The following is a 26873-nucleotide window of genomic DNA, read 5'->3' as shown; positions in this document are numbered from 1 at the left end:
ATCGCCACTCACGAGCCGTCGTCAGAGGGTCGCCGCGACCGTCTCGGCGATCTCGTAGGTGTTGAGCGCGGCACCCTTACGCAGGTTGTCGCCGCACACGAACAGCTCGAGCGTGTTCGGGAAGTCCAGCGCCTGCCGGATGCGCCCGACCCACGTCGGGTCGTCGCCGACGACGTCGGCCGGGGTCGGCCACTCGCCCGCGGCCGCGTCGTCGCGCACCACGATCGTCGGCTGCTCGGACAGCACCTTGCGGGCAGCGTCGACGGTGATCTCACGCCCGAACGTCGCGTGCACCGCGAGCGCGTGCGTGGTGACGACGGGGACGCGCACGCACGTCGCCGACACCTTCAGGTCGGGGATGCCGAGGATCTTGCGCGACTCGTTGCGGACCTTCAGTTCCTCCGACGACCAGCCGTCCTCCTTGACCGAACCGGCCCACGGGACGACGTTGAGCGCCAGCGGCGCCGGGAACGGCGAGTCGGTGCCCAGGCCGGCCTCGGCCAGCGCGGCGGCGACGTCGCCGGCCTTCTGGCCGACGTCCTTGCCCGCGACGGCCGAGAGCTCCGCCTGCAGCCGGTCGATGCCGGGCTGACCCGCACCCGACGCGGCCTGGTACGACGACACCACCAGCGCCTCGAGCCCGAACTCCCGGTGCAGCGCGCCCATGGCGGCCATCATCGACAGCGTCGTGCAGTTGGGGTTGGCGATGATGCCCTTGGGGCGGTCGGCCGCCTTGTCCGCGTTGACCTCCGGCACCACCAGCGGAACGTCGGGGTCCATCCGGAACGCGCCGGAGTTGTCGACGGCCACCGCGCCCCGCGCCGCCGCGATCGGGGCCCACTCGGCACTGATCTCGTCGGGCACGTCGAACAGCGCGACGTCGACGCCGTCGAACACCTCGGGCTCCAGCAGCCGGACCGTGACGTCCTCGCCGCGGACCTTCAGCACCTTGCCCGCCGAACGGGCCGACGCGACCAACCGGATCTCGCTCCACGGCACGGTCTCGCGGGCGTCGATGATGTCGATCATCGTCGTGCCGACGGCACCGGTGGCGCCGACGATCGCGACGACCGGCCCCTTCCCCGCGGTCATCGTCCGGTCCCCGCGTAGACGACGGCCTCTTCCTCGCCACCGAGATCGAACGCGTCGTGCAGGGCACGGACGGCGCCGTCGAGCTGGTCGGCCCGGCAGATGACCGAGATGCGGATCTCGGAGGTGTTCATGGTCTCGATGTTCACGCCCGCGTCGGACAGCGCCTCGCAGAACGTGGCGGTGACGCCCGGGTGGTTGCGCATCCCGGCGCCGACCAGCGACACCTTGCCGACCTCGGGGTCGTACACGACCTCGTCGAAGCCGATGTCGCTCTTCGCCCCCTCCAGCGCGGCGACGGCGCGGGGGCCGTCGGTGCGGGGCAGCGTGAACGTGATGTCGGTGGTGCCGACCGACTCGTGGGAGATGTTCTGCAGGACCATGTCGATGTTGATCTCGGCCTCGGCGACGGTGCGGAAGATCCGGGCCGCCATGCCGGGCGTGTCGGGCACGCCCGTCACGGTGATCTTCGCTTCCGAACGGTCGTGCGCGACCCCGGTCAGGATCGGGTTCTCCAACGGAATCTCCTCGATCGAGCCGGCGACCAGCGTCCCCGGCTTGTCGTTGTACGAGCTGCGCACCCGCAGCGGCACGTTGTAGCGGCGGGCGTACTCGACGGCGCGCAGGTGCAGCACCTTCGCCCCGGAGGCCGCCATCTCCAGCATCTCCTCGTACGTCACCGTGTCGAGGTGCGCGGCGTCCGGGACGATCCGCGGGTCGGCGGAGAAGATGCCGTCGACGTCGGTGTAGATCTCGCAGACGTCGGCCTCGAGTGCCGCGGCCAGCGCGACGGCGGTCGTGTCCGACCCGCCGCGGCCCAGCGTCGTGATGTCCTTGGAGTCCTCGCTCATCCCCTGGAAGCCGGCGACCAGGACGATCGAGCCCTCGTCGAGCGCGCTGCGCAACCGGCCCGGGTTGACCTGCACGATGCGGGCGTCGCCGTGCTTGGGCGTGGTGAGCATCCCGGCCTGCGAGCCCGTGAAGGAACGGGCCTCCGCGCCGAGGGAGTGGATCGCCATCGCGACGAGCGCGTTGGAGATGCGCTCACCGGCCGTGAGCAGCATGTCCATCTCGCGGGCCGGCGGCGCGGGCGAGACCTGCTCGGCGAGGTCGGTCAACTCGTCGGTCGTGTCTCCCATCGCGGAGACGACGACCACGACGTCGTGGCCCTCTTTACGCGTCCGGACGATCCGTTCCGCGACCTTCTTGATGCGGTCGGCGTCCTGAACCGACGATCCGCCGTACTTCTGCACGACGAGGGCCACGCCGTCCTCCTGTCCCCGCGCCGCTCGACGACGACGCTGGATTCGGCTCGGGCCCGGACCGGTCGGCAGGTTCTCCCGACCGCCCGCGGGGCTGGTCGGGACGCCAGCCTACCGGCGCCGAGCAGCGACGTTAACCTCGATGACCGATGCCACAGACTCGCGACGAGCCTCTCCCCCGCTCGCAGGGTGTGCGGGGGCCCGCCGTGAGTCCGGACACGTACGCCTCCCGGGGGCGTCGTGGGGTCACGACGATCCCGCTCCCCGCCCTCCCGGCGGCCCCCGTCGTGCGTGCCGCGCTCGCCCCCGCCGCGGTCTATCTCTCGGTCCGGGCGTTCGCCACCGCGGTGCTCGTGCTCCTCGCCGATGCCAACGGCGGCCGCCTCGACGACCGGCTCGACGCCTGGGACGGCCACTGGTTCCTCGGCATCGCCCAGGGCTGGTACTCCGACGTCCCGCTCGGTCTCGTCGACGCCGGCGGCGCCCGCACGGCCGCGACCCCGCTCGCGTTCTTCCCCGGCTACCCCGCCGTCGTGGCCACCGTCCGGTTCGTGACGGGCATGCCGATGCTGACCGCAGCGGTCCTCGTGACGGTCGGTGCCGGTGTCGTCGCCGCCTACGGCATCGCGCGGCTCGGCCGGGCCGTCCCCGGCGGCTCCGCCCGGGCCGGGCTGGTGCTGGTGGCGCTGTTCGCGTCGGCACCGATGGCCGTCGTGCTCTCGATGGCCTACTCCGAGGCCTTGTTCTGCGCCGGTGCCGCCTGGTGCCTCGTGTTCCTGCTCGAACGACGCTGGGTCGCCGCCGGAGTGTGCTGCCTCGCCGCGGGCCTCGTGCGGCCGACGGCGTGGGCGCTGCTGATCGTCGTCGTCGCGGCCGCCGCCGTCGCCCTCTGGAAACGGGAGGACGGCACCCGGCCCTGGGCCGCGATCGCCCTCGCGCCGGTCGGGCTGCTCGGCTACCTCGCCTGGGTCGGCGCCCGCACCGGGTCGCCCACCGGCTGGTTCACGGTGCAGGCCGTTGGCTGGGGCTCCCGCGTCGACGGCGGCCAGGCCACCCTGCGCTGGGCCGGGTCCGTCCTGGCGTCCGGACCGTCGATCTTCGAGGTGGGGACGATCGTCGCCCTCGCCGGCGCCGCGGTCCTGCTCGTCGTCGGGCTGCGCGACGCCGCCGCGGCCGCCCTGCCGTGGACGCTCTACTGCTACGGCGCGATCGTCGTCGCGATGGACGTCGGCAGCGCCGGGGTGATGGTGTCCAAGGCGCGGCTGCTGCTGCCCGCGTTCACGCTGCTCGTCCCGGTCGCCGTCGCGCTGGCGAAGTTCGCTGGGCGGCGCCGCGTCGCGGCGGCCGGGATCGTCGTCGGGGTGGTGCTGGCGTCGGCGTGGTTCGGTGGGTACGCCGTCGCGATCTGGCCCGCCGCGATCTGAGCCCGCCGCGATCTGAGCCCGCCGCGATCTGAGCCCGCCGCGATCTGAGCTCGGCGCGATCTGAGCCCGGCGTCTGTCAGGAGACTCGGCGCACCAGTCGCACGACGACGGCCGTGATCAGCCACCAGATCGCTGCCGCCACGCCGTAGTTCAACGTCACCCGCAGCTTCGGCTCGGCGGGTAGGAACAGGTCGTCCAGGCCCAGCGTCAACCGGCCCGCGACGTCGGCGACGAACTGCGTCAGCCCGTTGGCCGGGTTCGCGTCCAGCAGCGTCAGCACGATGTGCAGCACGAGGAACGCGACGATGACCATGCCGACGATCCGCAGCACCGTCGCCACCATGCCCGCGCCCCGACGCGCCGAGGTGCCCACCACCATCGTCCCCCCGCCCGCTCGGTGACCGCCCGGCCATCCTGACACGATCACGTCCCGCGGACCGGGCGGCGCGGCCGACCGATCGGGTGCGGGGGCCGCGCGCCGCCCCCGCTCGCACTCCGACGCCGTCCCGATCGCGCTGTGAGTCGGATCCCGCGATGCGGGAGGGACCTGCCGTCGGGGCCGCACGAGGGTCTACAGTCGCTGTCATGGCGCACCTGCTCCTTCGCCGCCGCGGCGGGGTCTGACCGACCGGCCCCTCGTCGCGGGGTCTTGGCGTGCCTGCCGGTCACCACGCCCCGGCACAGAGGAGCACCCCGCACCATGAGCATCTCCCCCGACGCGTACACCTCGTCCACGACGAGCCGCATCCGTACGCCGTCGAACCCCGCGCCCGACGAGCAGGCCCCGTGGAACCCGCAGCGCGGATCCCATCTGCCGTTCCACCGCTACCGGCCCTTCCACGAGATGGTCGAGCCCGTCTCGCTGCCCGACCGCACCTGGCCCGACACCCGCATCACCACCGCGCCCCTGTGGTGTGCGGTCGACCTGCGCGACGGCAACCAGGCCCTGATCGACCCCATGAGCCCGACGCGCAAGCGCCGCATGTTCGACCTGCTCGTACGCATGGGCTACAAGGAGATCGAGGTCGGCTTCCCCGCCGCCAGCCAGACCGACTTCGACTTCGTCCGCGAGATCATCGAGGGCGACGCCATCCCCGACGACGTCACCATCCAGGTGCTGACCCAGGCCCGGCCCGAGCTCATCGAACGCACCTACGAGGCCTGCGAGGGCGCGCCCCGCGCCATCGTCCACCTCTACAACTCGACGTCGATCCTGCAGCGCCGCGTCGTCTTCCGCTCCGACCGCGCCGGCATCTCCAAGATCGCCACCGACGGCGCCGAGGACGTCCTGCGCTTCTCCGAGAAGTACCCGAGCACCGACTGGCGCTTCGAGTACTCCCCCGAGTCCTACACCGGTACCGAGCTGCAGTACGCCGTCGACGTCTGCAACGCCGTCAGCGAGATCTGGCAGCCCACCCCCGAGTCGCCGATGATCGTCAACCTGCCCGCGACGGTCGAGATGGCGACCCCCAACGTCTACGCCGACTCGATCGAGTGGATGCACCGCAACCTCGCCCGTCGTGACGGGATCGTGCTGTCGCTGCACCCCCACAACGACCGCGGCACCGGTGTCGCCGCCGCCGAGCTCGGCTACCAGGCCGGTGCCGACCGCATCGAGGGCTGTCTGTTCGGCAACGGCGAGCGCACCGGCAACGTCGACCTGGTCACGCTGGGCATGAACCTCTTCACCCAGGGCATCGACCCGCAGATCGACTTCTCCGACATCGACGAGATCCGCCGCACCGTCGAGTACTGCAACCAGCTGCCCGTCGCCGAGCGTCACCCCTGGGGCGGCGACCTCGTCTACACCGCCTTCTCCGGCAGCCACCAGGACGCCATCAACAAGGGTTTCCAGGCGATGGAGGCCGACGCCGGCGAGGCCGGCGTCCCGGTCGACGACTACCGGTGGGAGGTCCCCTACCTGCCCGTCGACCCCAAGGACATCGGCCGCAGCTACGAGGCCGTCATCCGCGTCAACTCGCAGTCCGGCAAGGGCGGCGTCGCCTACATCATGAAGGCCGAGCACCAGCTCGACCTGCCGCGCCGGCTGCAGATGGAGTTCTCCAAGGTCATCCAGAACTACACCGACACCGAGGGCGGCGAGGTCTCCCCCAAGGAGATGCGCGACGCGTTCGACGTCGAGTACCTCGACCGCGCCACGCCGCTGAAGCTGCTGCGCCACAAGCTGACCAGCGACGGCGAGGGCCGCGACGAGATCGTCGCCACCGTGCGCGTCGAGTCCGACGTCCACGAGATCAGCGGCAGCGGCAACGGCCCGATCGCCGCGTTCGTCGACGCGCTCGCCGGCATCGGTTTCGACGTCCGCGTCCTCGACTACCACGAGCACGCGCTCTCCTCCGGCGACGACGCCCGCGCCGCCGCCTACGTCGAGTGCACCATCGAGAACAAGGTCCTCTGGGGCGTCGGGATCGACAGCTCCATCGTCAGCGCCTCGCTCAAGGCCGTCGTCTCGGCCGTGAACCGGGCCATGCGCTGACCCCCTGACGTGGCCGCCGACCCCGCGCGATCCGCGGGGCGGGCGGTCCTCCACGGCCGAGCGCCGGGTGACGACCTCACCCGGAACGGCCGACGGCCCGGGAGGGGCGGACGATCGGTCCGCCCTCCCGGGCCGCTGTATGTCTGTGGTGACTCCGTGTGACGGTCGGGTTGCCGTCAGGCGGGGTCGAACTCTCCGGCCTTCACGCCCTTCACGAAGGCGTCCCATTCCTCGCGGGTGAACTCCAGGGTCCCGTGGTCACGGTTCTTGGTGTCCCGCACGAGCATCGCGCCGTCGGGGCCGCGCCCGATCTCGACACAGTCGCCGTAGTTGCAGAAAGAACTCGTGACGAACTCGATCACAGCCCACCCTCCCCGGATTCGTAGCGCACAAGATACTCACGGATCAGCTCCGCCGACGTCGCGGGTGACAACGCTTTGGACACCACATCGGCGTAGACCTCTTTGTACAGTGTCACGTCGTCAGCGGAGTCCAGGTAGGAGTCTCCGCCGTGCCCCTCGATGAACACGAGATCGCCGAGGGGTTCGTGCAGCTCCAGCAGGGTGAACTGGCCGAGGTGCCCCCGGTGGAACCCCGCTGCGAACGGCAGCACGCGGACATCCACAGTGGACAGATCAGACCTGTCGAGCACCGCGTGCAGCTGCTCGCGCATCAGCTCCGGTCCACCGACGACACGCCGGAGCAGAGCCTCGTCGAGCACCGCCGACAACTGCAGCGGTGACACCTCGCGACACAGCGCCTTCTGTCGTTCCAGGCGCAGCGTCACCAAGCTCTCGATGTCACCACGCGGCCGGTGCGGGAGCAGCGCGCGCAGCATCTCCCGTGCGTAGTCGGCCGTCTGCAGCAGGCCGGGCATGATCATCCCGGTGAACAGCCGAACGGCGACCGCCTCGGTCTCCAACGCGGGGTAGCGGCCCGGATCGTCGAGCACGAACCGCTCCGCCTGAACACCCTCCGTGTACGGCTCCCACCAGCCCTGCCGGCGTCCGTCCCGGACAAGGCGCAGGAGCATGTCGCGCTCGGTGTCGGAGGTGACGCCGTAGATGCGCATCAGCTCCCGGACGTCGGGGAGCTTGGGTATCCCCTTGCCGTTCTCGAGTCTCGAGATCTTGGACGTCGAGCACGACATCTCGCGGGCGACGTCGTCCAGGTGCAGCCCCGACTTGTTCCGCAGTCGTCTCAGCTCGGCGCCGAGGCGACGCCTCGGACCGGCGGGACCATGCGCTTCGGCCATCACAGGCTTCCTGGGAGTGCGGGGCTGGGCAGGCGGGGGACGTGGCGCGACCGGGGAAGGGTACGACATGAGAATTCGCGGTGCAATCTCATCGGCTTGCAATTGCATGAGGGGCTCTCATGCGGCATTCTCATTCTGCCCGCACGATCCGGTTCCGCTCCCGCGGAACCCGTGCCGGGGAGAGGAGGCGTCGTGAAGAACGACCGGAGCGCCTCCCGACTCGCGCCTCACCAGCCTGACGGAACCGCGCCCGCAAACCGGGCGTCCCGGCTTCCGCACCCGTCCCGGCACCTGCCGGGCACACCGACCTCCCGGCAACCGGCCGGGTCAGGACACAACGGGAAAGGGCTTCACCATGAAGAAGAAGACACGCACGGCTGACCGCACGGTCCGCGCCGCCCGCCGTCACGGCAGGTGGTCGCCATGATCACCCTGCTGCTCATCGGCTTCGGCGCACTCGTCGTCATCGCGGTCGTCGTCGGCATCGTCGACGCCGCCCGCGCCGCGGACCGGCGCTTCGTCGCGTCCGAACGCCGCCTCGCATGGGAACGTCGCCAACAGCACCGCCGCGCCTCGGCAACGGCGTCCGGCTGGGGCGACGAGGACGACTGAACGGTCCGGTACCGACGGGGGGTCGACACCGGACGGGCCGCCGCGCACCGCGCGGCGGCCCACCCCGCCCGCCGGTGCCTCCTACAGAGCCCGGCGGCCGGCGAGCGCCCGGCCGAGGGTGAGCTCGTCGGCGAACTCGAGGTCGCCACCCATCGGCAGCCCCGACGCCAGCCGCGTCACCGTCAGGCCCGGGAAGTCGCGCAGCAGCCGCACCAGGTACGTCGCCGTCGCCTCCCCCTCGGTGTTGGGGTCGGTGGCGATGATGACCTCGGCGATGTCCGTCTCGTCGGGCGCCGGACCCGTCCCACCGAGGCGGGCGAGCAGCTCGCGGATCGTCAACAAGTCGGGGCCGATGCCCCCCAACGGGTCCAGCGCGCCACCGAGCACGTGGTAGCGGCCCTTGAACTCCCGGGTCCGCTCGACCGCGAGGACGTCCTTGGGTTCCTCGACGACGCACAACACCGTCGGGTCGCGACGCGCGTCCGCGCAGTAGCGGCAGCGCTCGTTCTCCGACACGTTGTTGCAGACGTCGCAGAACCGCACACCCTGCTTCACCCGCTGCAGGACCTCCTGCAGCCGCGTCACGTCCGCCGGATCCGCCGCGAGCAGGTGGAACGCGATCCGCTGGGCGCTCTTCGGCCCGACACCCGGCAACCGGCCCAGCTCGTCGATCAGGTCCTGGACCGGCCCCTCGAACACTGCGTCCCGCTCGTCAGAAGCCGGGCAGGCCCAGGCCGCCGCCCGCACCGCCGAGACCACCCGCGAGCGGGCCCATCTTCTCGGCCTGCGCCTGCGACGCCGCCGCGCTCGCGTCCTGGAACGCGCCCACGACCAGGTCCTGCAGGGTCTCGACGTCGTCGGCGTCGACGACCTTCGGGTCGATCGTGACGCCGCGTACCTCGCCGGCCGCGGTCATCCTGACCTCGACGAGACCGTTGCCCGCCTGGCCGGTCACCTCGAGGACCTGCAGCTCCTGCTGCGCGGCGACGAGCTGCTCCTGCATCTTCTGCGCCTGCTGGAGAATCATCGACATGTCGGGCTGACCCGGTTGCACAGCGCTCTCCCGTCGCTTCGCCGCGTGTCCGCTGCGGACCGCGCCCGGTCGCCAGGGTAGCCGTGCGAAGCTGTCGGCCGTGTCCGCCCCGAGCCGCAGCGCACTCCTGGTGCTGGCGGCAGCCGTGCTCACCGCGTGCGCCACCGCCGCGCCGGTCAGCAGCACCCCTCCCGCGGTGACCACGCCCGCCGCCCTGGCGTCCCCTGTGCCGACGACCGCGCCCGCGGCCCGCGCGAAGGTCGTCGTCCTCGACCCGGGCCACAACGGCGGCAACTCCCGGAACCTCGCCGCCGTCAACAAACCTGTGCCCGACGGCCGAGGCGGGACCAAACCCTGCAACACCACCGGCACCCAGACCGACGCCGGCTACACCGAGCACGCCTTCACCTGGGACCTCGCCGAGCGGGTACGCGACAAGCTCACCGCGAAAGGCGTCACCGTCGTCATGACGCGCGACAGCGACACCGGCGTCGGACCCTGTGTCGACGTCCGCGGCGCCGCGGGTGAGAAGGCGAACGCCGACGCCGTGATCTCCCTGCACGCCGACGGCTCCGCGCCCACGAACACGGGCTTCCACGTCGCCTACTCGCAGCCACCGCTCAACCCAGCCCAGGCGGGCCCCGCCCTCGTGCTCTCGGCCGACCTGCGCGACGCCCTGCGCACCGGCGGCTTCCCCGTCTCCGACTACATCGGTCGCGACGGCCTGTCCCCCCGCCGCGACCTGGCCGGGCTCAACCACTCGACCCGGCCGACGGCCCTCGTCGAGTGCGCGAACATGCGCAACGCGGGCGAGGCGGCCCTGATGACCTCCGCCGACGGCCGCGAGCGCTACGCCACCGCCATCGCCGCCGGCATCGAGACGTTCCTGTCGCGCTGACCCCGTCCGCCGCCGAGCGTGTCATCAGCGCTCCTCACGGACTCTGCCGACACGTTGGCCGACGTCCCCGCCGTCCGGCGTGTCGTCAGCGTCGGCCGCCAACCCTGATCACACGCTCGGTCACCAGACCCGCCGCGCCCGGCCCGCCCCCAACTCCATCCCGTGAACGTGTCGTGAGCGCTGCCCTCGAACTCTGGTGACACGTTCGCCAGCTCCTGCACTGTCCAGCGTGTTGCCAGCGCCGACGAGAAGCTCTGATCACACGTTCGACGGCCGCGGCCCCGTCCCGCGTGCCCGCTCGACCTCGAACGTGTCGTCAGCGCCGCTCGGAGATTCTGGTGACACCCCGAGTGGGAGTCAGGTGCCCGACCTGAGGGTCGCCGCCGAGTCGAGGATCGCCCGCGCCATCGCGTCGGCGGCCGGTGACGCCGAGCGACGTGAGGTCTGGAGCGTGAAGTCGAAGGCATCGAGATCGGGCAGGCCCGCGACAGGAACGAGACCGTCCGGTACCAGCGTCTCGGCGTGCGCCACCACCCCGAGCCCGGCCAGCGCGGCCGCCCGCAGCCCCGACAGCGACGAGCTCGTGCAGGCCATCCGCCACTGCATCCCGGCCCCCTCCAACGCGGCGATCGCCGATGCCCGCGACAGGCTGGGCCGCGGGTAGGCGATCAGCGGAACGGGGCCGCCGTCGAGCCGGAACCCCGGCGCCGAGACCCACACGAAGCGGTCGCGCCACACCGTCGTCCCCCGCGGCCGTCCCGGCGAGCGTTTGGCGAAGATCAGGTCGAGGTCGCCGGTGTCGAGCGCCGATTCCAGGGCCTCGCTCAGCCCGACGGTCAGGACGAGATCGACGCCGGGATACCGACGCCGGAAACCGCCGAGGATCGTCGTCAACCTGGTCACGACGAGGTCCTCCGACAGTCCCATCCGCAACCGGCCGTGTACCTGCACGCTGCGGAAATGGGCCAATGCGCGGTCGCCGGCGTCGAGGATGGTGGTGGCGAACTCGACCATCGCCTCGCCGTCGGCGGTGAGCGCGACGGTGTGGGTGTCGCGGGTGAACAACGTCCTGTCGACGGCCTGTTCGAGCTTGCGGACGTGCTGGCTGACCGTGCCCTGCCGCACCCCGAGCCGCTCGGCGGCGCGGGTGAAGCTCAGCGTCTGCGCCACGGCGACGAAGGAGCGCAGCAACACGGGTTCTAGCACGTCGGTCATCATAGAGTGCAATCACAGACAGCGCGGTACGCATGTTTCCGAATGACGACGGCCCCGGTGACCATGGACGGGTGCTCGACCGTCTCCGCCGCATCCGGCCCGACCTGTTCATCGTCGCGCTGCTCGTCGTCATCGGGATCGCCGCGCTGCTGCCGGCGCGTGGCGTCGTCGCGACCGGTTTCGGCCACGCCACGACCGTCGCGATCGGACTGCTGTTCTTCCTCTACGGCGCGCGGCTCTCGACCCGCGAGGCGATCGACGGGCTGCGGCACTGGCGGCTGCACGGCACCGTCCTGGCCGCGACGTACGTGCTGTTCCCCCTGCTCGGCCTCGCGGTGACCCTGCTGCCGACGTCGGTCCTGCCTCGCGACCTCGCCCTGGGCGTCGTCTTCCTGTGCTGTCTGCCGTCGACGGTCCAGTCGTCGATCGCATTCACCTCACTCGCCCGGGGCAACGTCCCGGCCGCGATCTGCGCGGCGTCGCTGTCCAACCTGCTGGGGATCGTCGTCACCCCGCTGCTCGCGGCCCTGCTGCTGTCCTCGCACGGCGGCATCACCGGGGGCGCGGTCCTCGACGTCGCCCTGCAGCTCCTCGCTCCCTTCGTGGCGGGGCAGCTCGCGCGGCGCTGGATCGGTGGCTGGGTGGCCCGGCACAAGAAGCGACTGGTGGTCGTCGACCGCGGCTCGATCCTGCTGGTCGTCTACGTCGCGTTCAGCGAGGGCATGGCCGAGGGCATCTGGGGCCGGTTGTCGGCGGGCTCGCTGTTGATCCTGGCGGGCGTCTGCGTCGTCCTGCTCGCCGCTGTCCTGGCGATCACCTGGTTCGTGCCGCGCCGCTTCCCGTGGGCCGACCGCGTCACGATCATGTTCTGCGGGTCGAAGAAGAGCCTGGCCACGGGCCTGCCGATGGCGGGCGTGCTGTTCGCGGGCGACCAGGTCGGCCTGCTGGTGCTGCCGCTCATGCTGTTCCACATGATCCAGCTGATGGCGTGCGCTGCGATCGCGGCCCGCCTGTCCCGCCGGGCCGAGGCGCCTTCCGGCGTGGCCGTTCCGGCCTGACCGCACCCCGCCCGCGAGCGTGTGCTGAGCGCGCCAGGCTGACGCTCACGACACGTTCGGAAGGTGAGGCCGCCGCCGAGGCCGGACACCGCCCGACCGAACGTGTCATCCGAGCTGGTCGGCCACTCTCATCACACGCTCGGCACACGGGTCCACGCCGAACGTGTCAGGGGAGCGCCGCGATCGACTCCGATGACACGTTCGGCGTGGGGACGCCGCGCGCGGCGAGGGCACGGCCGACCAGGATCGCGATCTCCCTCATCGAGTTGTCGCCACCGACGTGCACCAGTTCCCAGCCCGCGCGTGTCAGCTCGGCCTCGCGCGTCAGGTCGCGCCTGGCCCGGCCCGGGGTCAGGTGGTGGGCGCCGTCGTACTCGACCCCGAGCATCGCATCGGGATAGGCGAGGTCCAGCCGGTAGCGGCCCGTCCGGAACTGGGGCACCGGAGCCGGGAGACCCGCGAGCACGATCGCCAGCCGCATGCGGCTCTCCCCCGGCGACTCGGCCCGCGGATCGGAGAGCGCGACGACCCGCGGGAGCCGGCGCGTCCCCCGCACCCCGGGGTGGCGGCGCGCGAGCGCGAGCACCGCGTCCGCGTGAAGCTGCCGATGCGGGCCAGTGCGTCGACCGCCGTCACCGCACGAGTCAGCGGTTCCCTGCGCGCGAGGTCGTACGCGGTCCGCAGCGGTGACGTGACAGCGATGTCGTCGACCTGGCGGACCTCGCCGACGTGCGGCCGGAACCGGTGCACCCGCAGCCCTGGTCGTGGACGTCGGTCGCTGTCGGGCAGGACGATCTCGGCTGCGGCGTCGGCCGGCGAGCACGACGCCCCGAGCAGTTCGGTGGCTGCCCAGCCCGCGACGACGCCCTTGCCGTCGGCGTTGAGGTACGCCGCGGTCGCCCGTGCCCGCAGGTCGAGCGGAACACCCGCACCGACGTACACGTCCGGGAACAGCCTCACGAACCGCGGCCCCCGCAACGCACCCTTGCCGACGTGCCCGGCCGCGACCGCGCTCGATCCGCGGAACGGCGTGCTCCCGATCTCCACGGGCGCTTGGACGGCGCCGAGCGCTGCCCGGTTCCCTCGAACCCGAACCCGTCGCCGAGCGTGTGATCAGCGCGCCGTCACAGCACTGATCACACGCTCGGTGTCGGGCGGTTGCGTCCGGTGAGGTGGGTCAGTGCTCCGGGGTGGCGCGGGCCAGGCGCCGGGTGATCACCAGGTTCGCGATCTCCACCAGCACGATGCCGACGACGGCGACCGCGAGGCCGACCAGCATCGTCCGGGTGTCGCCGGCGTCCAGCTGCCAGAAGTCGCGGCCGAAGGGCAGCGGCGTGAGCAGGGCGTAGGCGAAGGCGGCGAGCGAGGCCAGGATCAACGCGACCTTCCACATCGCGAAGGGCCGCGCGACGACGGCGAGCACACCTGTCGCGATCAGGTACAGCGTCAGGACGGCAGCGGTCTTCTGCTGGATCTCGGTCGCCCCGGGGTCGGTGCGCACGATCAGGTAGGTCACGACCGTCCCGACGCCCGCGATGATCCCCGACGGCGCCGCGAGCCGCAGGACGCGCTTCACGAAGCCGGTGCGGGCGCGCTCGGTGTTGGGCGCCAGCGCGAGGAAGAACGCCGGGATGCCGATGGTCAGCGAGCCGATCAACGTCAGGTGCCGGGGCAGGAACGGGAACGGCACCCCGATGGCGCCGATCGCGATGGCCAGCAGCACCGAGTAGACGGTCTTGGTCAGGAACAGGTTGGCGACGCGTTCGATGTTGCCGATCACGCGCCGGCCCTCGGCGACGACGTGCGGCAACGTCGCGAAGGAGTCGTCGAGCAGCACGATCTGGGCGACAGCCCGGGTGGCGGGACTGCCGGAGCCCATGGCGACGCCGATGTCGGCGTCCTTGAGGGCGAGGACGTCGTTGACACCGTCACCGGTCATGGCGACGGTGCGCCCCCTCGACTGCAGCGCTCCGACCATGGCGCGCTTCTGCGCCGGGGTGACCCGGCCGAACACGGTGCCGCCGGATACCTCGTCGGCGAGCAGCTCCTTGTCGGTCTCGGGCAGCTCGCGGGCGTCGATGGGGGCGTGGGCGCCGGTCAGCCCGAGTGACGACGCGACCGCGCCGACGGACAGGGCGTTGTCACCGGAGATGACCTTGACGTCCACGTCCTGCTCGGCGAAGTAGGCCAGCGTGCCGGCGGCCTCGGGGCGCACCTTCTGTTCGAGGACGACGAGGGCGACAGGGTCGATGGCGCCGGGGCCGGCGGGGTCGTCGACCTGGCCGGTGCAGCTGCCCAGCAGCAGGACGCGCAGGCCCTCGGATCCGATGCGCTCAGCCTCGACGGCGTCAGGGCTGCCCTCGGGGAGCAGGACGTCGGGGGCGCCGAGGACCCAGTTGCCGCGGTCACCGAAGCTCGCGCCGCTCCACTTGCGTGCCGACGAGAACGGCTGCGTCGCCGACACCGTCCACGCCGGCGACGGGCAGGCCTCGGCGATCGCGACGAGGCTGGCGTTGGGACGCTTGTCGGAGACGCCGAGCGCGCCGAGGGCGACGCGGGCGTCCTGTTCGGCGTGGCCGCCGAGGGCTGCGACGCGGGAGAGCCGCATCCCGTTCTCGGTGAGGGTGCCGGTCTTGTCCGCGCACACGGTGTCGACGCGGGCGAGGCCCTCGATCGCCGGCAGCTCCTGCACGAGGCAGTTGCGCTTCCCGAGCCGGATGACGCCGACGGCGAACGCGATGCTGGTGAGCAGCACGAGACCTTCGGGGACCATCGGCACCAGGGCGGCGACCATGCCGCGCAACGCCTCCGGCAGGTCGTTGCCGACCGTGCGGAACTGGCTCCAGATGATCAGCGCCGCCGCCGGTACCAGCAGGTAGGTGATGATCTTCAGGATCTTGTCGATGCCCGAGCGCAGCTCCGAGTTGACCAGCGTGAATTTGCTGGCCTCCTCCGCGAGCTTCGCCGCGTAGGCCTCCCGGCCGACCTTCGTGGCCTGCTGCGCGCCACCGCCCGCCGCGACGAAGCTGCCCGACAGCACCTGGTCGCCGACCTGCTTGTGCACCGGGTCGGACTCGCCGGTCAGCAGGGACTCGTCCACCTCGAGCCCGTCGGCGGCCAGCACGATCCCGTCGACGACGATCTTGTCGCCCGGGCCGAGCTCGATGACGTCGTCGAGCACCACGCCGCTGGGCGTGAGCTCCGCCGTCGTCCCGTCGCGCCGCACCCGGGGCCGGGCCTCGCCGACGATCGCCAGCCGCTCCAGGGTCCGCTTGGCGCGCAGCTCCTGGAAGATGCCGATGCCCGTGTTGATGATGATCACGAAGCCGAACAGGCCGTCCTGGATCGGGCCGATCACCAGAATGATCGCGAACAGCACGCCGACGATCGCGTTGAACCGCGTGAACACGTTGGCGCGCACGATCTCGCCGACCGTGCGGCTGGCGCGGGCGGGGACGTCGTTGGTTCGGCCGGCGGCGACCCGTTCGGCGACCTGGGCGGCCGTCAGCCCCGTCGTGACGTCGGTTGGCGGCGACTCGATGGTGCTCACGTCGGCGGAGCCTACGCAGCCCTGGGACCCGTGTACCCGGGTGCCAGCACCCCGATCACGCCCGATTCACCCATTTTCCCGACTCAGGGTTTCTCAGGGTCGGTCGATCGTCTTGGCACCCAGCTCCGCGGCGAGGAGCTCGATCGCCGCCTCCTCCGGGTCGCGACGCTCCACCGGTCCGTTGCTCGAGTCGGCGGCGGCCTCGGCCATCATCGCCTCCTCGTCGTCAGGTGGAGGCTCGTCCGACGGCGGCTCGGGCGGGAGCGGGATGCCGTCGTCGGGGGCGGAACGTCGACGCGGCGGCGCCGAACGCTCGGCGGCCGACGGCCGGGTGTGCTCGCGACGGGCCGGCGGTGCGGCCGGTTCCCGCCGCGGCGCAGCGGCCTGGGCGGGCGGTGCGGCGTCGCCGAACTCGCAGCGGACCCGCCAGCGCACGCCGAGGACGGCGTTGAGGGCGTCGGCGATGATGTCGAGGTTGCTCTGCTCCGACAGCAGCCGCGCCAGGGCTGCGGTACCGGCGGCGAGGACGAGAGTGTCGTCGGCGACGGTCCGCACCGTGGCGGTGACCAGCAGCGCGTGCGTGCGCATCTTGCGCTGCTTGGTGGCCGACAGGACCTCGGGCCACACCCGCCGGACCGCGGCGGCGTCGAGGCCGCGCGCCGCGGGCGCGGCGGGGGCTTCCGTGGCCGGGGGCTCGGCGGGAGGCGGGTCGGCAGGCGGTCGTCCGTTGCTCGTGGCCGGGGCCTCTGGACGGGTCGGACGCGCCGGCGCGGCCGGTTCGGCGCGCTCGGGCTCCGGACGCCGCGGCGGCCTGGCCTGGTCACGCGCCGGGGCGGGCTCACGCGGGGCAGCCTCACGCGAGGGTGCGGGCGCGGCGGGTTCACGCGGCGGCGCGGCCGGTGCGCGGCGCTGCGGCGCAACAGGTTCCGGGCGCTCGGGGGCAGCCGCGGGCTCCGTGCGCTCCTCGACGGGAGGCGCGGGCCGCTCGTCGGCGACCGGCACCGGAGCCGGCTCGGCGGCCGCAGCCGCATCGGCCGCCGGTTCGACGGGCGCCTCCGGCGTAGACGCAGCGGGCGCGGCCGGCGCCGACGCAGCGGGCGCGGGGGCAGGCGGCGCCGACGCAGTGGGTGCGGCCGGCGCGTCCCCGCGACGCTGCGAGGGCCGTTCGAACTTCTTCGCCCCGCCGCCCGTCGCGGGCTCGGACGAGGCGCCCGGCTCGGGCGGCCCCTCGATCGACGCCCTGCGCTCCAGCCGTTCGAGACGTTCGAGCAGCGCGGCGTCGGAGGTCGTGGCCGCGGGCAGCAGCATGCGGGCGCAGAGCAGCTCGAGCAGCAGCCTGGGCGCCGTGGCCCCGCGCATCTCGGTGAGTCCGGTGTGGACGATGTCGCCGTAGCGGGCCAGTGTGGCCGCGCCGAGCTTGCCGGACTGCTCGACCATCCGGTCGATCTCGTCGGCCGAGGCCTCGACCAGCCCCTGGCCGGCCGCGCCGGGCACGGCCTGCAGGAGCGTGAGGTCGCGCAGGCGCTGCAGCAGGTCGGCGGCGAATCGGCGCGGATCGTGCCCGGCCTCGACGAGCCGGTCGACCGCCTCGTAGACGGCCGCCGAGTCGGCCGCGGCCAGACCGTCGACGACGTCGTCGACCAGTGCGACGTCGGTGACGCCGAGCAGCGCGACGGCCCGCTCGTAGGTGACGCCCTCGTCGCCGGCGCCGGCGAGCAGCTGGTCGAGCACCGACAGCGTGTCGCGCGCCGAGCCGCCGCCCGCGCGGATGACCAGCGGGTACACGGCGGGCGCGACGGTGACGCCCTCGTCGGCACAGATGCGTTCGAGCAGGGCGCGCAGCGTGCCGGGCGGGATCAGCCGGAACGGGTAGTGGTGGGTGCGGGACCGGATCGTCGGCAGCACCTTCTCGGGCTCCGTCGTCGCGAAGACGAAGACGAGGTGGTCCGGCGGTTCCTCGACGATCTTGAGCAGGGCGTTGAAGCCCTGCGTGGTGACCATGTGCGCCTCGTCGACGATGAACACGCGGTAGCGCGACTCGGCGGGCGCGTAGAAGGCCCGGTCGCGCAGCTCGCGGGCGTCGTCGACACCGCCGTGGGACGCAGCGTCGAGCTCGACGACGTCGATCGAGCCGGGGCCCTCGGGGGCCAGCGCGATGCACGAGGGGCAGACGCCGCAGGGGTCGGGAGTCGGGCCCAGCTCGCAGTTCAGCGACCGCGCGAGGATCCGTGCCGACGACGTCTTCCCGCAGCCCCGGGGCCCGGAGAACAGGTAGGCGTGGTTGACCCGGCCGGCCGTGAGCGCGACGCCGAGGGGTTCGGTGACGTGCTCCTGGCCGACCACCTCGGCGAACTTGGCCGGGCGGTACTTCCGGTACAGAGCCAGCGCCACGCCCGCGAGGCTACCCACCACGACCGACAACGCGGGAGCCCGGGCGTCCGGACCGGCATCCGGACAAAAAGGGGACTCCGCGCACCCGGCAGAGCCCGTTGACCCTTGCTGCCTTCCGGCCCTGGGGGAGTTCACAGGATGCGCGCCGCGCGGAGTCCGTGGACGAGTGTAGCCCCTTCCACGACGACGGTCCCGCCGCGGGGCGGGCAGAACGTGGTCGCTATGCTCGTCGACGGAGGATTCGCCTAGTGGCCTAGGGCGCACGCTTGGAAAGCGTGTTGGGAGCAATCCCTCAGGGGTTCGAATCCCCTATCCTCCGCCACCCGATACCCGCGACGCCGGGCCGCCCCTCGTGGGAGGCCCGGCGTTCGTCGTCCCGGCCGCGAAAACCGCTGGCGGCCCGCCGGGGCCCGGCGCTAGCCTCCTGGCAACCGTGCAGGTGATCGAGGAGGTGGGACCCGTGGACGATTCGACGTGGGTGCTCCCCTCAGGGGTCACGGTCGGGCGGTAGGTCGTCCGGGAGCGCCGTTCAGCGGACTCCCGAGAGGCACGACCATGACGTTGACATTCACCTCCGACCACTGTCTCGACGACGACGTCCTCGAACGCCGGTTCACCCTCGACGGCATCCCCGGCATCCTGTGGACGCCCGAGAACCCGCCCGCCGCGACCCCACTGATCCTGCTCGGGCACCCCGGCGGGCTCGACCGGATGTACCCGCGCCTGCTGGGCCGGGCGCGGCACTGCGCGGCGTCGGGTTTCGCCACGGCGACGATCGAGCTCCCGGGCGCCGGTGACCGGCCGCGGTCGGCTCCCGCCGAACAGGCCCGCGCCGATCTGCGGCGGGCGATCGAGGCCGCCGAGCCGGTCCCGGCGGAGGTCGTCGACCGGCTCGTCCTCCCCCTGGTCGAGACGGCGGTCCCGGAGTGGCGCGCCGCCCTCGACGCCCTCCTCGCACTGCCCGGCATCGAAGGCCCGGTCGGGTTCTCGGGCGGGATCGTCTCCGTCGCGGTCCGGTTGGCGCTGGTCGAGTCACGCATCGCGGCCGCCTTGCTGTTCGCCGGGAGCTTCGTGCCGCGCGCGATCCTCGACGACGCCCGGCACGTGACGATCCCGCTCCTGATGCTGCTGCAGTGGGACGACGAGGGCAACGACCGGCAGCTGGCGCTGGACCTGTTCGACGCTCTCGGCTCGACGGAGAAGACGTTGCACGCCAACACGGGCGGCCACACCGGCGTCCCCGGGTTCGAGGGCGACGACGCGGGTCGGTTCTTCGGCAGGCACCTGATGTGAGGCGGCTGCGCCCCGTCGACGGTGATCTCGCCGAGCATTTCCCGCGACGGCCGCGCCTGCACCGGGGTCAGCGCAGGCGTTCGCGCACGCTCCACAGCCTGCGCAGCACCCGCCGGCTCGCCCGCGCGGCCACACGTCGCATCGGGCTGGCCATCACGACCCACTGGGCGAGGGTCCGCGCCCGGAACCGGAGCCCGGACGCGCGGACCTTGCGGTAGGCCTGCAGCCCGTAGCCCAGGGATCCGATGTGGACGAACCCGGCGCGCAGCACGTCGTAGGTGGCGCGCTTCTCGTCGTCCTGCAGGTGCCAGACGGTCTCGGGGGCGGCCGAGCGGACGTCGATGTTGGCGACGAGCACGCCGTCGCGACCCAGCGCGATGTGCAGCGTGCGGGCCGCATCGTGCACGTCGGGGACATGGGCGAGGGTGTCGATGGCGGTGACCGCGTCGTAGGCACCCGCCGGCAGCCCGTGGTCGAGCAGGTCGATCGTCGTCGCCGACTGGCCGCGGCGTTCGAGGCGGAAGCAGGCGAAGTCGAGAAGTGTCGACGACAGGTCCGCCATCGTGGAGGTCCAGCCCGTCTCGAGGAAGACCTGGCTGGTGACACCGACGCCGGAGCCGAAGTCGAGGTGGCGGCGCCCGGGTGCCCACTGCTGCAGGAACCGCAGTGCGACGACGTTCGACGGGTCGCCGTGGCCCTCCGACTGCAGGTAGGCCCACCACATGAGGTCGTAGGCCCAGGAGATCTGGGTCCGGTAGAACTCGACGCGGCCGTCGTCGCCGTCGTCGCCGTTCGCGTCGGCCCACTCCTGGACGCTGATCTCCTCCCAGTGCAGCGCACGGCGCCGCGCCTCGTCGGGGGTGGTGTCGTACCAGGTGGCGAGGTCGTCGAGGATCGAGGTGCGGACGTCGGCGTCGCCCAGGGTGAGGCCGCGCCGGAACGCCGCCATCTCCGGGCTCGCGAACGCCTCGCGGTGCCAGGTACTGCGCGTCGACATGTCGACGGGGGGCCTGTCGAGCGGGTCGATGTGGACGCCGGACTCGCCGGGCGTGTCGGGCTCGTGGACGGCGTCCCAGAGCTTGTGCCTGAGGGCCTTCAGGAGTGGACGGGACCGGGTGGTGGACGACGTGAGCACGGGTGGGCCTCTCGGGGCGCGCGGCGTGCGGGGGCGCTGATCCCAGGATCAGGCCGGGAGTGGGAGCAGCCGCGTGGTGGGGAACGGGGACGGGGCACACGGTGGGCGTGGTGGTCCCCTGGTCGTGACCCGGCCGGTGCGGCCGGCGGCGGCGAAGGTCCGGTGGAACGCCGTGTGTGCCGGCCCCGTCGGGGTCGACGGCACGGGCACTCCCGCGAGGAGCGCGAGGATGCGATCGGTGCTGCCGAGGCCGACGGACCACAGCTGCTGGTAGGCGGCACCGACCAGCGCGTTCACCCCCAGCGCGACGCCGATCAGCGCCAACCGTGCGGCGGCGAGTTCGGTACCGATGTGCGTCACGAACTCGGCGCCGACGAACGCGACTGGTGCGGCGAGCGATGCGCCCCGGGTCGGAATCCCCGCACCCGGGCGGCCCGCGACGGCGGCCGCGACGAACGCGACGAGGGTGAGCGCGGCGGCGCCGAGCGCCAGCCGGGCGGCGAACGTCCCGGGCAGGACCGTGCCCCCGGCGTCGGGGTGGACGATCGCGAGGTGCGTCACCGTGTGGGTGATCGACCAGACGACGAGTGCGAGGACGACCCCGGCGGCGCGCACCGCGAGGGTGGCCGTCCTGGCAGTCATCGCGGGCTCCTCACCTCGTCCGCAGGCTCGACCGCGAGGCTACGGATTCCACCTGTGCCGCAGGCCAACAGACGGTAAGAACTCCCGCAGCGAACGGTTGGCCCCATCACCCCGCGGCGCGACACGCCTGTCCGCACCCGGGTTCGTCGGCGGAGCGCGCCGGCGCCGTCGCGGACGGTGAGTCGACGCGCGCGCGGCGCGGGAGCCTGATCCGGGCGACGAGTTGCACGGCGAACGCGAGTGCGAGGCAGACGACGATCACGGTCGCCATCGGCGGCACCCCGAATGCGGGCGGCACGATGCCGACGAGGGGCGCGCTGAAGGCGGAGAAGCCGAACTGGGCGACGCCGAGCACCGCCGACGCGCGCCCGGCGGCGTGCCGCTCGACCGACATGCCGACGGCGATCGCGTTGGGCATCACGAAACCCCAGCAGCTGACGAACGCGAACAGCGCGGGCAGCACCGCGGGCAGCGGCGCGTCGAACCGCAGGAGGATCGCGAAGACGATCGTGAGCGCCAGCATCACGGGGACCGCGACCGACAGCAGCCGCTGCGCGGTGAACCGGCGCAGCAGGTACCGGTTGACGTTGTTGGCCAGGATCATGCCGACCGCGTCGACCGCGAACACGATGCTGTAGCCCGCCGGGCTGAGCCCGCGCTCGGTCTGCAGGAAGAACGACAGCCCGGCGAGGTGCGCGATCATCGCGGCGCCGACGAAGCCGAGCACCAGCGCGCTGACGACGACGTGCCTGCGCCGCAGCAGGCTCCACAGGGTCAGCTCGGGGCCGTCGGCGGTGGCGCGGCGTTCGCGTTCGGCGGGGGTGGGTGGGGTGCGGCCCCCGATGCGGTCGGGGTGGGTCTCGGGCAGGACGAACACCACGAGCCCCAGGCCGACGACGCCGAGCAGCAGCGTCAGCCCGAAGATGTACCGCCAGGTCAAACCAGCTTCGAGCAGTCCGGCGCCGAAGATCGGCCCGAGCATGGGGGCGAGCGCGGTGGCCGCGGTGAGCAGCGAGTAGAAGCGGGCGAGCTGGGGGCCAGCGTGCACGTCGCGGGCGACGGCACGGGCCACGGCGATACCTGCCGCGGCCGCCAGACCTTGCAGGAACCGGGCGCCGATCAGCACCTCGATCGACCACGCGAACGAGCACAGCACGGACGCGACGACGTAACCGGTGAGGCCGACGGCGAGCGGGCGCCGGCGACCGAACCGGTCGCTGAGCGGCCCGACGATCAGCTGCCCCACCGCCAGGCCGATCAACGTCGTCGCGAGCGTGGCCTGGACCAGGCCGTCGGAGGTGCCGAACTCCGCCTGGATCGCCGGGAAGGCCGGGCTGTAGGCGTCCATCGCGAACGGCCCGAGCCAGGTGAACATGACTGCCGCGGGCAGGATGCGGCGCAGCTGACGCGGCGAGAGCACGGCGGCGCCGGAACGCTCGGTGTCGTGGGGCTCGGGGTCGACGGGTTCCGTGGGGCGCTCGGAGTGCGTGGTCACGTCACCGTCCGTCCCCCGCCCGGGCGACCGGGCAAGTTTATTTAGTGCACCGCAAGCAATGACCTTGCCACAGTCGTCTGTTTCGGACCACGCGGGCAGACGGGATCTGGCTCACACGCCAGGATGCTTGCGGGACGGACGTCAGGCGCTGGCGAGCAGGCGCAACCGCGGGCGCGGCACCACCGCCACCTCGACGATCTCGCTCACGTCGCCGAAACCGCAGGCGCGCAACAACGAGGCCACCGCCGACGAGGCCCGGCCGTCGGTGTCCAGCACCGCGGTCGCGACGTCGGGACGCAGCTCGGCGAGCCGGCCCAGCACGTCGGCCACCGGAATCCGGACCGCTCCGTCGACGACGGGGCCCTCGGACCGGACGTCGAGGACCTGCCGCGCAACCGCCCGTTCGACGCCGGCGACCCGACGCGAGACCGCACCGCGACCCGGATCGGCGACATGGCCCACGACGGGCGCGTGGTCCGCGAGGAGCTCCGCGGCGCGGGCCGCGATCCCCGCCGGACCCGCGACGACGACGTCGACCCCCGACGGGAGCAGCGCGTCGCGCAGCACGCAGAAGCAGACGTCGTCGTCGGCGGCGATGTTCACCGAGCCCGGGAGGTGGCCCGCGGCGAACGCGGCGGGCTCCCGGACGTCGAGCACCAACGCGCCGACGCCCTGCACACGGACCGCGTCGGCGCGCGTCATCGGGGGCAGCCCGGCCACCGTGGACCGGACGAGGCTGAGCATGCGCTGTGCCATGACGCCCCCTCACTGCCGACGGAATGACCGTACATTACCGGCCCTGTTCGTCGCCACGGTCCAGATGACGGGAGTTGCTACCCTGGAACCGGAGCCGCCCACCGCGGCCACCCCGGACGAGCGCGTCGTACCCGGAACGACAAGACGGCGCCCTGGGGAGGCATGTCATGGCGTGGATCGTGCTCATCGTGTCGGGCGTCCTGGAGACCGTGTGGGCCGCGGCGCTCGCCCGCTCCGAAGGCTTCAGCAGGCCGCTGCCGGCCGTCGTGTTCGGCATCGCGCTCATCGCGAGCATGGCCGGGCTGGCCTGGGCGTTGCGGACGCTGCCCATCGGCACCGCGTACGTCGTCTGGGTCGGGATCGGCGCCGTCGGCACCGCCCTCTACGGGATGGTCGTCCTCGGCGAACCCGCCACGACCGTCCGGCTCCTGTGCCTCGCCGCGATCGTCGGCGGCGTCGTGGGGCTGAAGCTGGCGAGCTGAGCGCCGAGACCAACAGGAGGGCTGTCCGCAGGCCTGGGAACAGCACTCACGTCGGTCTCGGCGCGACCCAGCAGCGGTGCGCAGCCGGGTCGACGTTGCCGCCGCACACCACGGTCACCACCCGCCGGTCCGCGAAGCGCTCCCTGTTCTCCAGGAGCGCGGCGACGCCCAGCGCCCCCGAGGGTTCGACGACCAGACCCGCGTGCTCGAACAGCATCCGCACGCCCGCGACGATCGAGTCCTCCTCCACGAGGACGGCGTCGTCGGCGACCTGCAGGAGGTCGTCGAGTACCTCGGGGATCGGGCAGCGGCCGGCGACGCCGTCGGCGATCGTGTTCGTCGACTCCGTCGTGACGACGCGCCGCTCCCGGTAGGACAGCGTCATCGCCGGGGCACCTGCGGGCTGCACGCACACGACCTCGACCCCGGGCGCGAGCTCGGTCAGCACGTGCCCGATGCCGGTGGCCATGGCGCCGCCGCCCAGGGCGATCAGCACGACCTCCGCCGACGGCGCCTGCCGCGCGATCTCCAGGCCGATGGTCGCCGCACCTTCGCAGGTCTCGACGTCGAGGCTGTCCTCGACCAGCCGGATGCCGTCGCGGCGCGCGATGTCCGACGCCCGCTCCCGGGCGGCGTCGAAGTCGCCGTCGACCAGTTCCAGCCGGGCACCGAGGGCGCGGATGCGGTCGAGCTTCGCGGCCGGCGCGGCACGCGATGCGACGACGGTGACGTCGAGACCTCGCTTGCGCCCCGACCAGGCCAGGGCCTGGCCGAGGTTGCCCGCGCTCGCGCACACGACCGACCCGGCGCCGAGGCCGGCCGCGATCAGTTCGGTGCCGCGACCCTTGAAGCTGCGCACCGGGTTCGCCGTCTCCAGCTTGATGCTCACCGCGCAGCCGAGTTCGGGTTCGAGGGCGTCGCACCGGTAGAGCGGGCTGTCGAGGAAGACCGGGTCGATCACCCGGCGTGCGGCCCGGATGCGGTCGGTGTCGAGGCGCGTCTGCGGCACCGGCCCACGCTATCGGCGCACATCTTTCGTACGCGCCGCACCGGCTGCAACGGGTGCGGCGCGTACACAAGGCGTGCGGCAGCCGACGGCGCACGCAGAAACGCCGGGCGCTCCCTGTGCGGGAGGCCCGGCGTTTCGCCTGTTCAGGCTGGCGGTAGCGGTGGGATTTGAACCCACGGAGGGCGTGAACCCTCACACGCTTTCGAGGCGTGCTCCTTCGGCCGCTCGGACACGCTACCGCCGACGAGCTTACCCGGCCCCCTCCACGACCCCGGCGCCGGGGAGGTCCCGTTGCGTGGCACGCCAGGCGTCCATACCGATCTTGACGAGGCTGACCTGGTCGAGGGTGTCGAGGGCCGCGATCGGGACCCAGGCGGCGGCGTCGCTGGAGCCGCCGACCTCGTTGCGCAGCGTCCCGCCGACGACGGTTCCGGAGTAGACGATCCGGATCGCGTGGTGGTCCAGCTCGGCGCCGGTGACGTGGTCGCGGACGAGGTGGAGGGAGTCGACGGTGAGGAGGTCGTCGACGCGCACATCGAGGCCGGTCTCCTCCTCGGCCTCGCGGACGGCGGTGTCGGCGGGGTGTTCGCCGTGTTCGATACCGCCGCCGGGGAGGGTCCAGCGCGATCCGAGGCGGGGCGTCAGCCTGCTGAGCAGGACCTGCCCGTCCTCGACGCAGACGACGTAGGCAGCGGCTCGCTGCACGCGGGTGGCGGGCACCCCGCAACCCTATCGACGGTGTTCGGTGAAGAAATCCTGCAGCAACGCGGCGCACTCGTCGGCCAGGATCCCGGCGACGACCTCGGGGCGGTGGTTGAGCCGACGATCGCGCAGGACGTCCCACAGGGATCCGACGGCGCCCGTCTTCGGCTCCCACGCCCCGAACACGACGCGGGGGACGCGGGAGAGCCAGATCGCGCCGGCGCACATGGTGCAGGGCTCCAGGGTCACGATGAGGGTGCACTGCTCCAGCCGCCACTCCCCCACGGCCGCGGCGGCGGCGCGCAGGGCGAGGACCTCGGCGTGCGCGGTGGGGTCGCCGAGTGCCTCGCGGGCGTTGCAGGCCGCCGCGACCTCGGCACCGGAGGCGTCGACGACGACCGCACCGATGGGGACGTCACCGGTCGCGAGGGCACCACGGGCCACGTCGAGGGCGCGTCGGACGAGCTGCTCGTCGGAAGGGGCGGGGATCACCGGGAGGGCTCAGCGGCCGCCGACGACCTCGTCGAGCGCATCGGCGAAGCCGCAGCGGCGGGCGATGGTGGCGAGCTGCTCGTCGGGGTAGAGCTCGAGCTCGCCGACGAGGACCTCGAGCTCCTCGGCCGGGAGGCCGAGGTCGGCGAGGATGCCGAGGTCGCCCTCGGGCCACAGCGCGTCCTCGCCCTCGGCGGGCAGGTCGATCCGCAGCAGGTCGAGGACGTCGGCGGCGACGTCGTAGTCGAGGGCGGCGACGGCGTCGGACACCAGCAGCGACACCCCGCCCGGGGCGGGGCGCAGCAGGACGAAGAACTCGTCGTCGACGTCGAGGAGGCCGACGACGGCACCGGTGGAGCGCTGGGCGCGCAGCTCGGTGATGGCGGCGTCGAGGTCGACGAGGGCGGCAGCGTCGAGCCGGGCGCAGCGCCAGCGGCCCTCCTCCCGGATCGCGGCGACCGCGTATCCGGGAAGTGCCTGGTCACGCGTGTCGTCGCGCGACTGGACGCTCTGCACCGCCATCCCTCTACGGTAGGCGCGTCACCCTGTGTGGTCCACGCCACAGCCATATCTTCGCCGTTCC

26 protein-coding genes, 2 tRNA genes, 1 other RNA gene and 1 riboswitch are annotated in these 26873 nt (G+C 72.5%); of the genes, 8 read left to right on the top strand and 21 right to left on the bottom strand.

Features of this window, described 5'->3' with window-relative positions; translation table 11 throughout:
* Positions 1–21 precede the first annotated feature (21 nt).
* Positions 22–1092, bottom strand: coding sequence for an aspartate-semialdehyde dehydrogenase (locus PSU4_RS12825; protein ID WP_147107014.1), 1071 nt, complete (start codon positions 1090–1092; stop codon positions 22–24).
* Positions 1089–2354, bottom strand: coding sequence for an aspartate kinase (locus tag PSU4_RS12820; RefSeq protein WP_147107012.1), 1266 nt, complete (start codon positions 2352–2354; stop codon positions 1089–1091). Before PSU4_RS12820 ends, PSU4_RS12825 begins: the two co-directional genes overlap by 4 nt.
* Positions 2355–2557: 203 nt before the next feature.
* Here PSU4_RS12820 and PSU4_RS12815 point away from each other — a divergent pair, with 203 nt between their 5' ends.
* Positions 2558–3775 (top strand): hypothetical protein, encoded by a 1218-nt coding sequence (locus PSU4_RS12815; RefSeq protein WP_147107009.1) that lies wholly within the window; start codon positions 2558–2560, stop codon positions 3773–3775.
* A gap of 76 nt (positions 3776–3851) precedes the next feature.
* On the opposite strand, the gene PSU4_RS12810 is transcribed toward PSU4_RS12815, so the two are convergent.
* Positions 3852–4154, bottom strand: a complete 303-nt coding sequence (locus tag PSU4_RS12810; RefSeq protein WP_147107007.1) for a hypothetical protein — start codon at positions 4152–4154, stop codon at positions 3852–3854.
* A 321-nt stretch (positions 4155–4475) separates the two neighbouring features.
* On the opposite strand from PSU4_RS12810, the gene leuA reads away from it, so the two are divergent.
* On the top strand, positions 4476–6272 hold the full coding sequence (gene leuA / locus PSU4_RS12805) for a 2-isopropylmalate synthase (protein ID WP_147107004.1): 1797 nt from the start codon (positions 4476–4478) through the stop codon (positions 6270–6272).
* 176 nt (positions 6273–6448) lie between these two features.
* On the opposite strand, the gene PSU4_RS12800 is transcribed toward leuA, so the two are convergent.
* Positions 6449–6634 carry a DUF397 domain-containing protein gene (locus PSU4_RS12800; protein WP_147107001.1) on the bottom strand — a complete coding sequence of 62 codons (186 nt, stop codon included), beginning with the start codon at positions 6632–6634 and terminating at the stop codon, positions 6449–6451.
* A complete protein-coding gene (locus tag PSU4_RS12795) occupies positions 6631–7527 on the bottom strand; it encodes a helix-turn-helix domain-containing protein (protein WP_222596241.1) in 897 nt (298 codons plus the stop codon). The genes PSU4_RS12800 and PSU4_RS12795 overlap by 4 nt, the downstream gene beginning before the upstream one ends.
* Before the next feature lie 423 nt (positions 7528–7950).
* On the opposite strand from PSU4_RS12795, the gene PSU4_RS12790 reads away from it, so the two are divergent.
* Positions 7951–8139: a hypothetical protein gene (locus PSU4_RS12790; protein ID WP_147106995.1), complete on the top strand. Its 189-nt coding sequence runs from the start codon at positions 7951–7953 to the stop codon at positions 8137–8139.
* A gap of 81 nt (positions 8140–8220) precedes the next feature.
* Here the strand turns inward: PSU4_RS12790 and recR are convergent, their stop codons facing one another.
* Both recR and PSU4_RS12780 read right to left on the bottom strand, forming a co-directional pair.
* Entirely contained in the window at positions 8221–8838 is a 618-nt protein-coding gene (recR, locus tag PSU4_RS12785; protein ID WP_147106992.1) for a recombination mediator RecR, read from the bottom strand.
* 13 nt (positions 8839–8851) lie between these two features.
* Positions 8852–9172, bottom strand: coding sequence for a YbaB/EbfC family nucleoid-associated protein (locus PSU4_RS12780; protein ID WP_222596240.1), 321 nt, complete (start codon positions 9170–9172; stop codon positions 8852–8854).
* Positions 9173–9272: 100 nt separating this feature from the next.
* Between PSU4_RS12780 and PSU4_RS12775 the strand changes: the two genes are divergently transcribed.
* Positions 9273–10070, top strand: a complete 798-nt coding sequence (locus tag PSU4_RS12775) for an N-acetylmuramoyl-L-alanine amidase (protein WP_147106986.1) — start codon at positions 9273–9275, stop codon at positions 10068–10070.
* 357 nt (positions 10071–10427) lie between these two features.
* Here PSU4_RS12775 and PSU4_RS12770 read toward each other — a convergent pair whose 3' ends face one another.
* Complete coding sequence (locus tag PSU4_RS12770; RefSeq protein WP_373866049.1) at positions 10428–11285, bottom strand: LysR family transcriptional regulator; 858 nt, start codon at positions 11283–11285, stop codon at positions 10428–10430.
* A 32-nt stretch (positions 11286–11317) separates the two neighbouring features.
* On the opposite strand from PSU4_RS12770, the gene PSU4_RS12765 reads away from it, so the two are divergent.
* Entirely contained in the window at positions 11318–12343 is a 1026-nt protein-coding gene (locus tag PSU4_RS12765) for a bile acid:sodium symporter family protein (RefSeq protein WP_147106980.1), read from the top strand.
* A 166-nt stretch (positions 12344–12509) separates the two neighbouring features.
* Here PSU4_RS12765 and PSU4_RS12760 read toward each other — a convergent pair whose 3' ends face one another.
* From PSU4_RS12760 to ffs, 4 genes are all read right to left on the bottom strand, one after another.
* Positions 12510–12929 carry an endonuclease domain-containing protein gene (locus PSU4_RS12760; protein WP_147106976.1) on the bottom strand — a complete coding sequence of 140 codons (420 nt, stop codon included), beginning with the start codon at positions 12927–12929 and terminating at the stop codon, positions 12510–12512.
* A 591-nt stretch (positions 12930–13520) separates the two neighbouring features.
* Positions 13521–15893, bottom strand: a complete 2373-nt coding sequence (locus tag PSU4_RS12755; RefSeq protein WP_147106972.1) for an HAD-IC family P-type ATPase — start codon at positions 15891–15893, stop codon at positions 13521–13523.
* A gap of 93 nt (positions 15894–15986) precedes the next feature.
* Positions 15987–18284, bottom strand: a complete 2298-nt coding sequence (locus PSU4_RS12750) for a DNA polymerase III subunit gamma and tau (RefSeq protein WP_147106969.1) — start codon at positions 18282–18284, stop codon at positions 15987–15989.
* Positions 18285–18350: 66 nt separating this feature from the next.
* Positions 18351–18445, bottom strand: an RNA gene (ffs, locus tag PSU4_RS12745) — signal recognition particle sRNA small type.
* A gap of 73 nt (positions 18446–18518) precedes the next feature.
* Between ffs and PSU4_RS12740 the strand changes: the two genes are divergently transcribed.
* Positions 18519–18606, top strand: a tRNA-Ser gene (locus tag PSU4_RS12740).
* Between the two features lie 239 nt (positions 18607–18845).
* The gene (locus PSU4_RS12735) at positions 18846–19577 is read left to right on the top strand and encodes a dienelactone hydrolase family protein (protein ID WP_147107108.1); all 732 of its coding nucleotides are present in this window, start codon (positions 18846–18848) and stop codon (positions 19575–19577) included.
* Between the two features lie 67 nt (positions 19578–19644).
* Here PSU4_RS12735 and PSU4_RS12730 read toward each other — a convergent pair whose 3' ends face one another.
* The 4 genes from PSU4_RS12730 to PSU4_RS12715 form a co-directional block, all read right to left on the bottom strand.
* Entirely contained in the window at positions 19645–20712 is a 1068-nt protein-coding gene (locus PSU4_RS12730; protein ID WP_147106966.1) for a class I SAM-dependent methyltransferase, read from the bottom strand.
* A 48-nt stretch (positions 20713–20760) separates the two neighbouring features.
* Positions 20761–21354: a hypothetical protein gene (locus PSU4_RS12725; RefSeq protein ID WP_147106963.1), complete on the bottom strand. Its 594-nt coding sequence runs from the start codon at positions 21352–21354 to the stop codon at positions 20761–20763.
* Positions 21355–21460: 106 nt separating this feature from the next.
* A complete protein-coding gene (locus PSU4_RS12720) occupies positions 21461–22849 on the bottom strand; it encodes a multidrug effflux MFS transporter (protein ID WP_147106960.1) in 1389 nt (462 codons plus the stop codon).
* A gap of 141 nt (positions 22850–22990) precedes the next feature.
* Positions 22991–23605, bottom strand: a complete 615-nt coding sequence (locus tag PSU4_RS12715; RefSeq protein WP_147106957.1) for a rhodanese-like domain-containing protein — start codon at positions 23603–23605, stop codon at positions 22991–22993.
* Positions 23606–23693: 88 nt separating this feature from the next.
* A riboswitch (guanidine-III (ykkC-III) riboswitch) is annotated at positions 23694–23759 on the top strand.
* Between the two features lie 13 nt (positions 23760–23772).
* Between PSU4_RS12715 and PSU4_RS12710 the strand changes: the two genes are divergently transcribed.
* A complete protein-coding gene (locus PSU4_RS12710; RefSeq protein ID WP_147106955.1) occupies positions 23773–24087 on the top strand; it encodes a DMT family transporter in 315 nt (104 codons plus the stop codon).
* Positions 24088–24133: 46 nt separating this feature from the next.
* On the opposite strand, the gene PSU4_RS12705 is transcribed toward PSU4_RS12710, so the two are convergent.
* The 5 genes from PSU4_RS12705 to PSU4_RS12685 all read right to left on the bottom strand — a co-directional run bounded on the left by PSU4_RS12705 (position 24134) and on the right by PSU4_RS12685 (position 26812).
* Entirely contained in the window at positions 24134–25096 is a 963-nt protein-coding gene (locus tag PSU4_RS12705) for a threonine ammonia-lyase (RefSeq protein ID WP_147106952.1), read from the bottom strand.
* 149 nt (positions 25097–25245) lie between these two features.
* Positions 25246–25335, bottom strand: a tRNA-Ser gene (locus PSU4_RS12700).
* A 10-nt stretch (positions 25336–25345) separates the two neighbouring features.
* Positions 25346–25816: an NUDIX hydrolase gene (locus PSU4_RS12695; protein WP_246115080.1), complete on the bottom strand. Its 471-nt coding sequence runs from the start codon at positions 25814–25816 to the stop codon at positions 25346–25348.
* 9 nt (positions 25817–25825) lie between these two features.
* On the bottom strand, positions 25826–26290 hold the full coding sequence (gene tadA / locus PSU4_RS12690) for a tRNA adenosine(34) deaminase TadA (protein WP_147106949.1): 465 nt from the start codon (positions 26288–26290) through the stop codon (positions 25826–25828).
* Between the two features lie 9 nt (positions 26291–26299).
* Complete coding sequence (locus PSU4_RS12685) at positions 26300–26812, bottom strand: tRNA adenosine deaminase-associated protein (RefSeq protein ID WP_147106946.1); 513 nt, start codon at positions 26810–26812, stop codon at positions 26300–26302.
* Positions 26813–26873: the final 61 nt, after the last annotated feature.

This window comes from Pseudonocardia sulfidoxydans NBRC 16205 (assembly GCF_007989085.1).
GTDB classification, from domain to species: domain Bacteria; phylum Actinomycetota; class Actinomycetes; order Mycobacteriales; family Pseudonocardiaceae; genus Pseudonocardia; species Pseudonocardia sulfidoxydans.
This window is presented reverse-complemented; position numbering and strand designations above follow the sequence as displayed.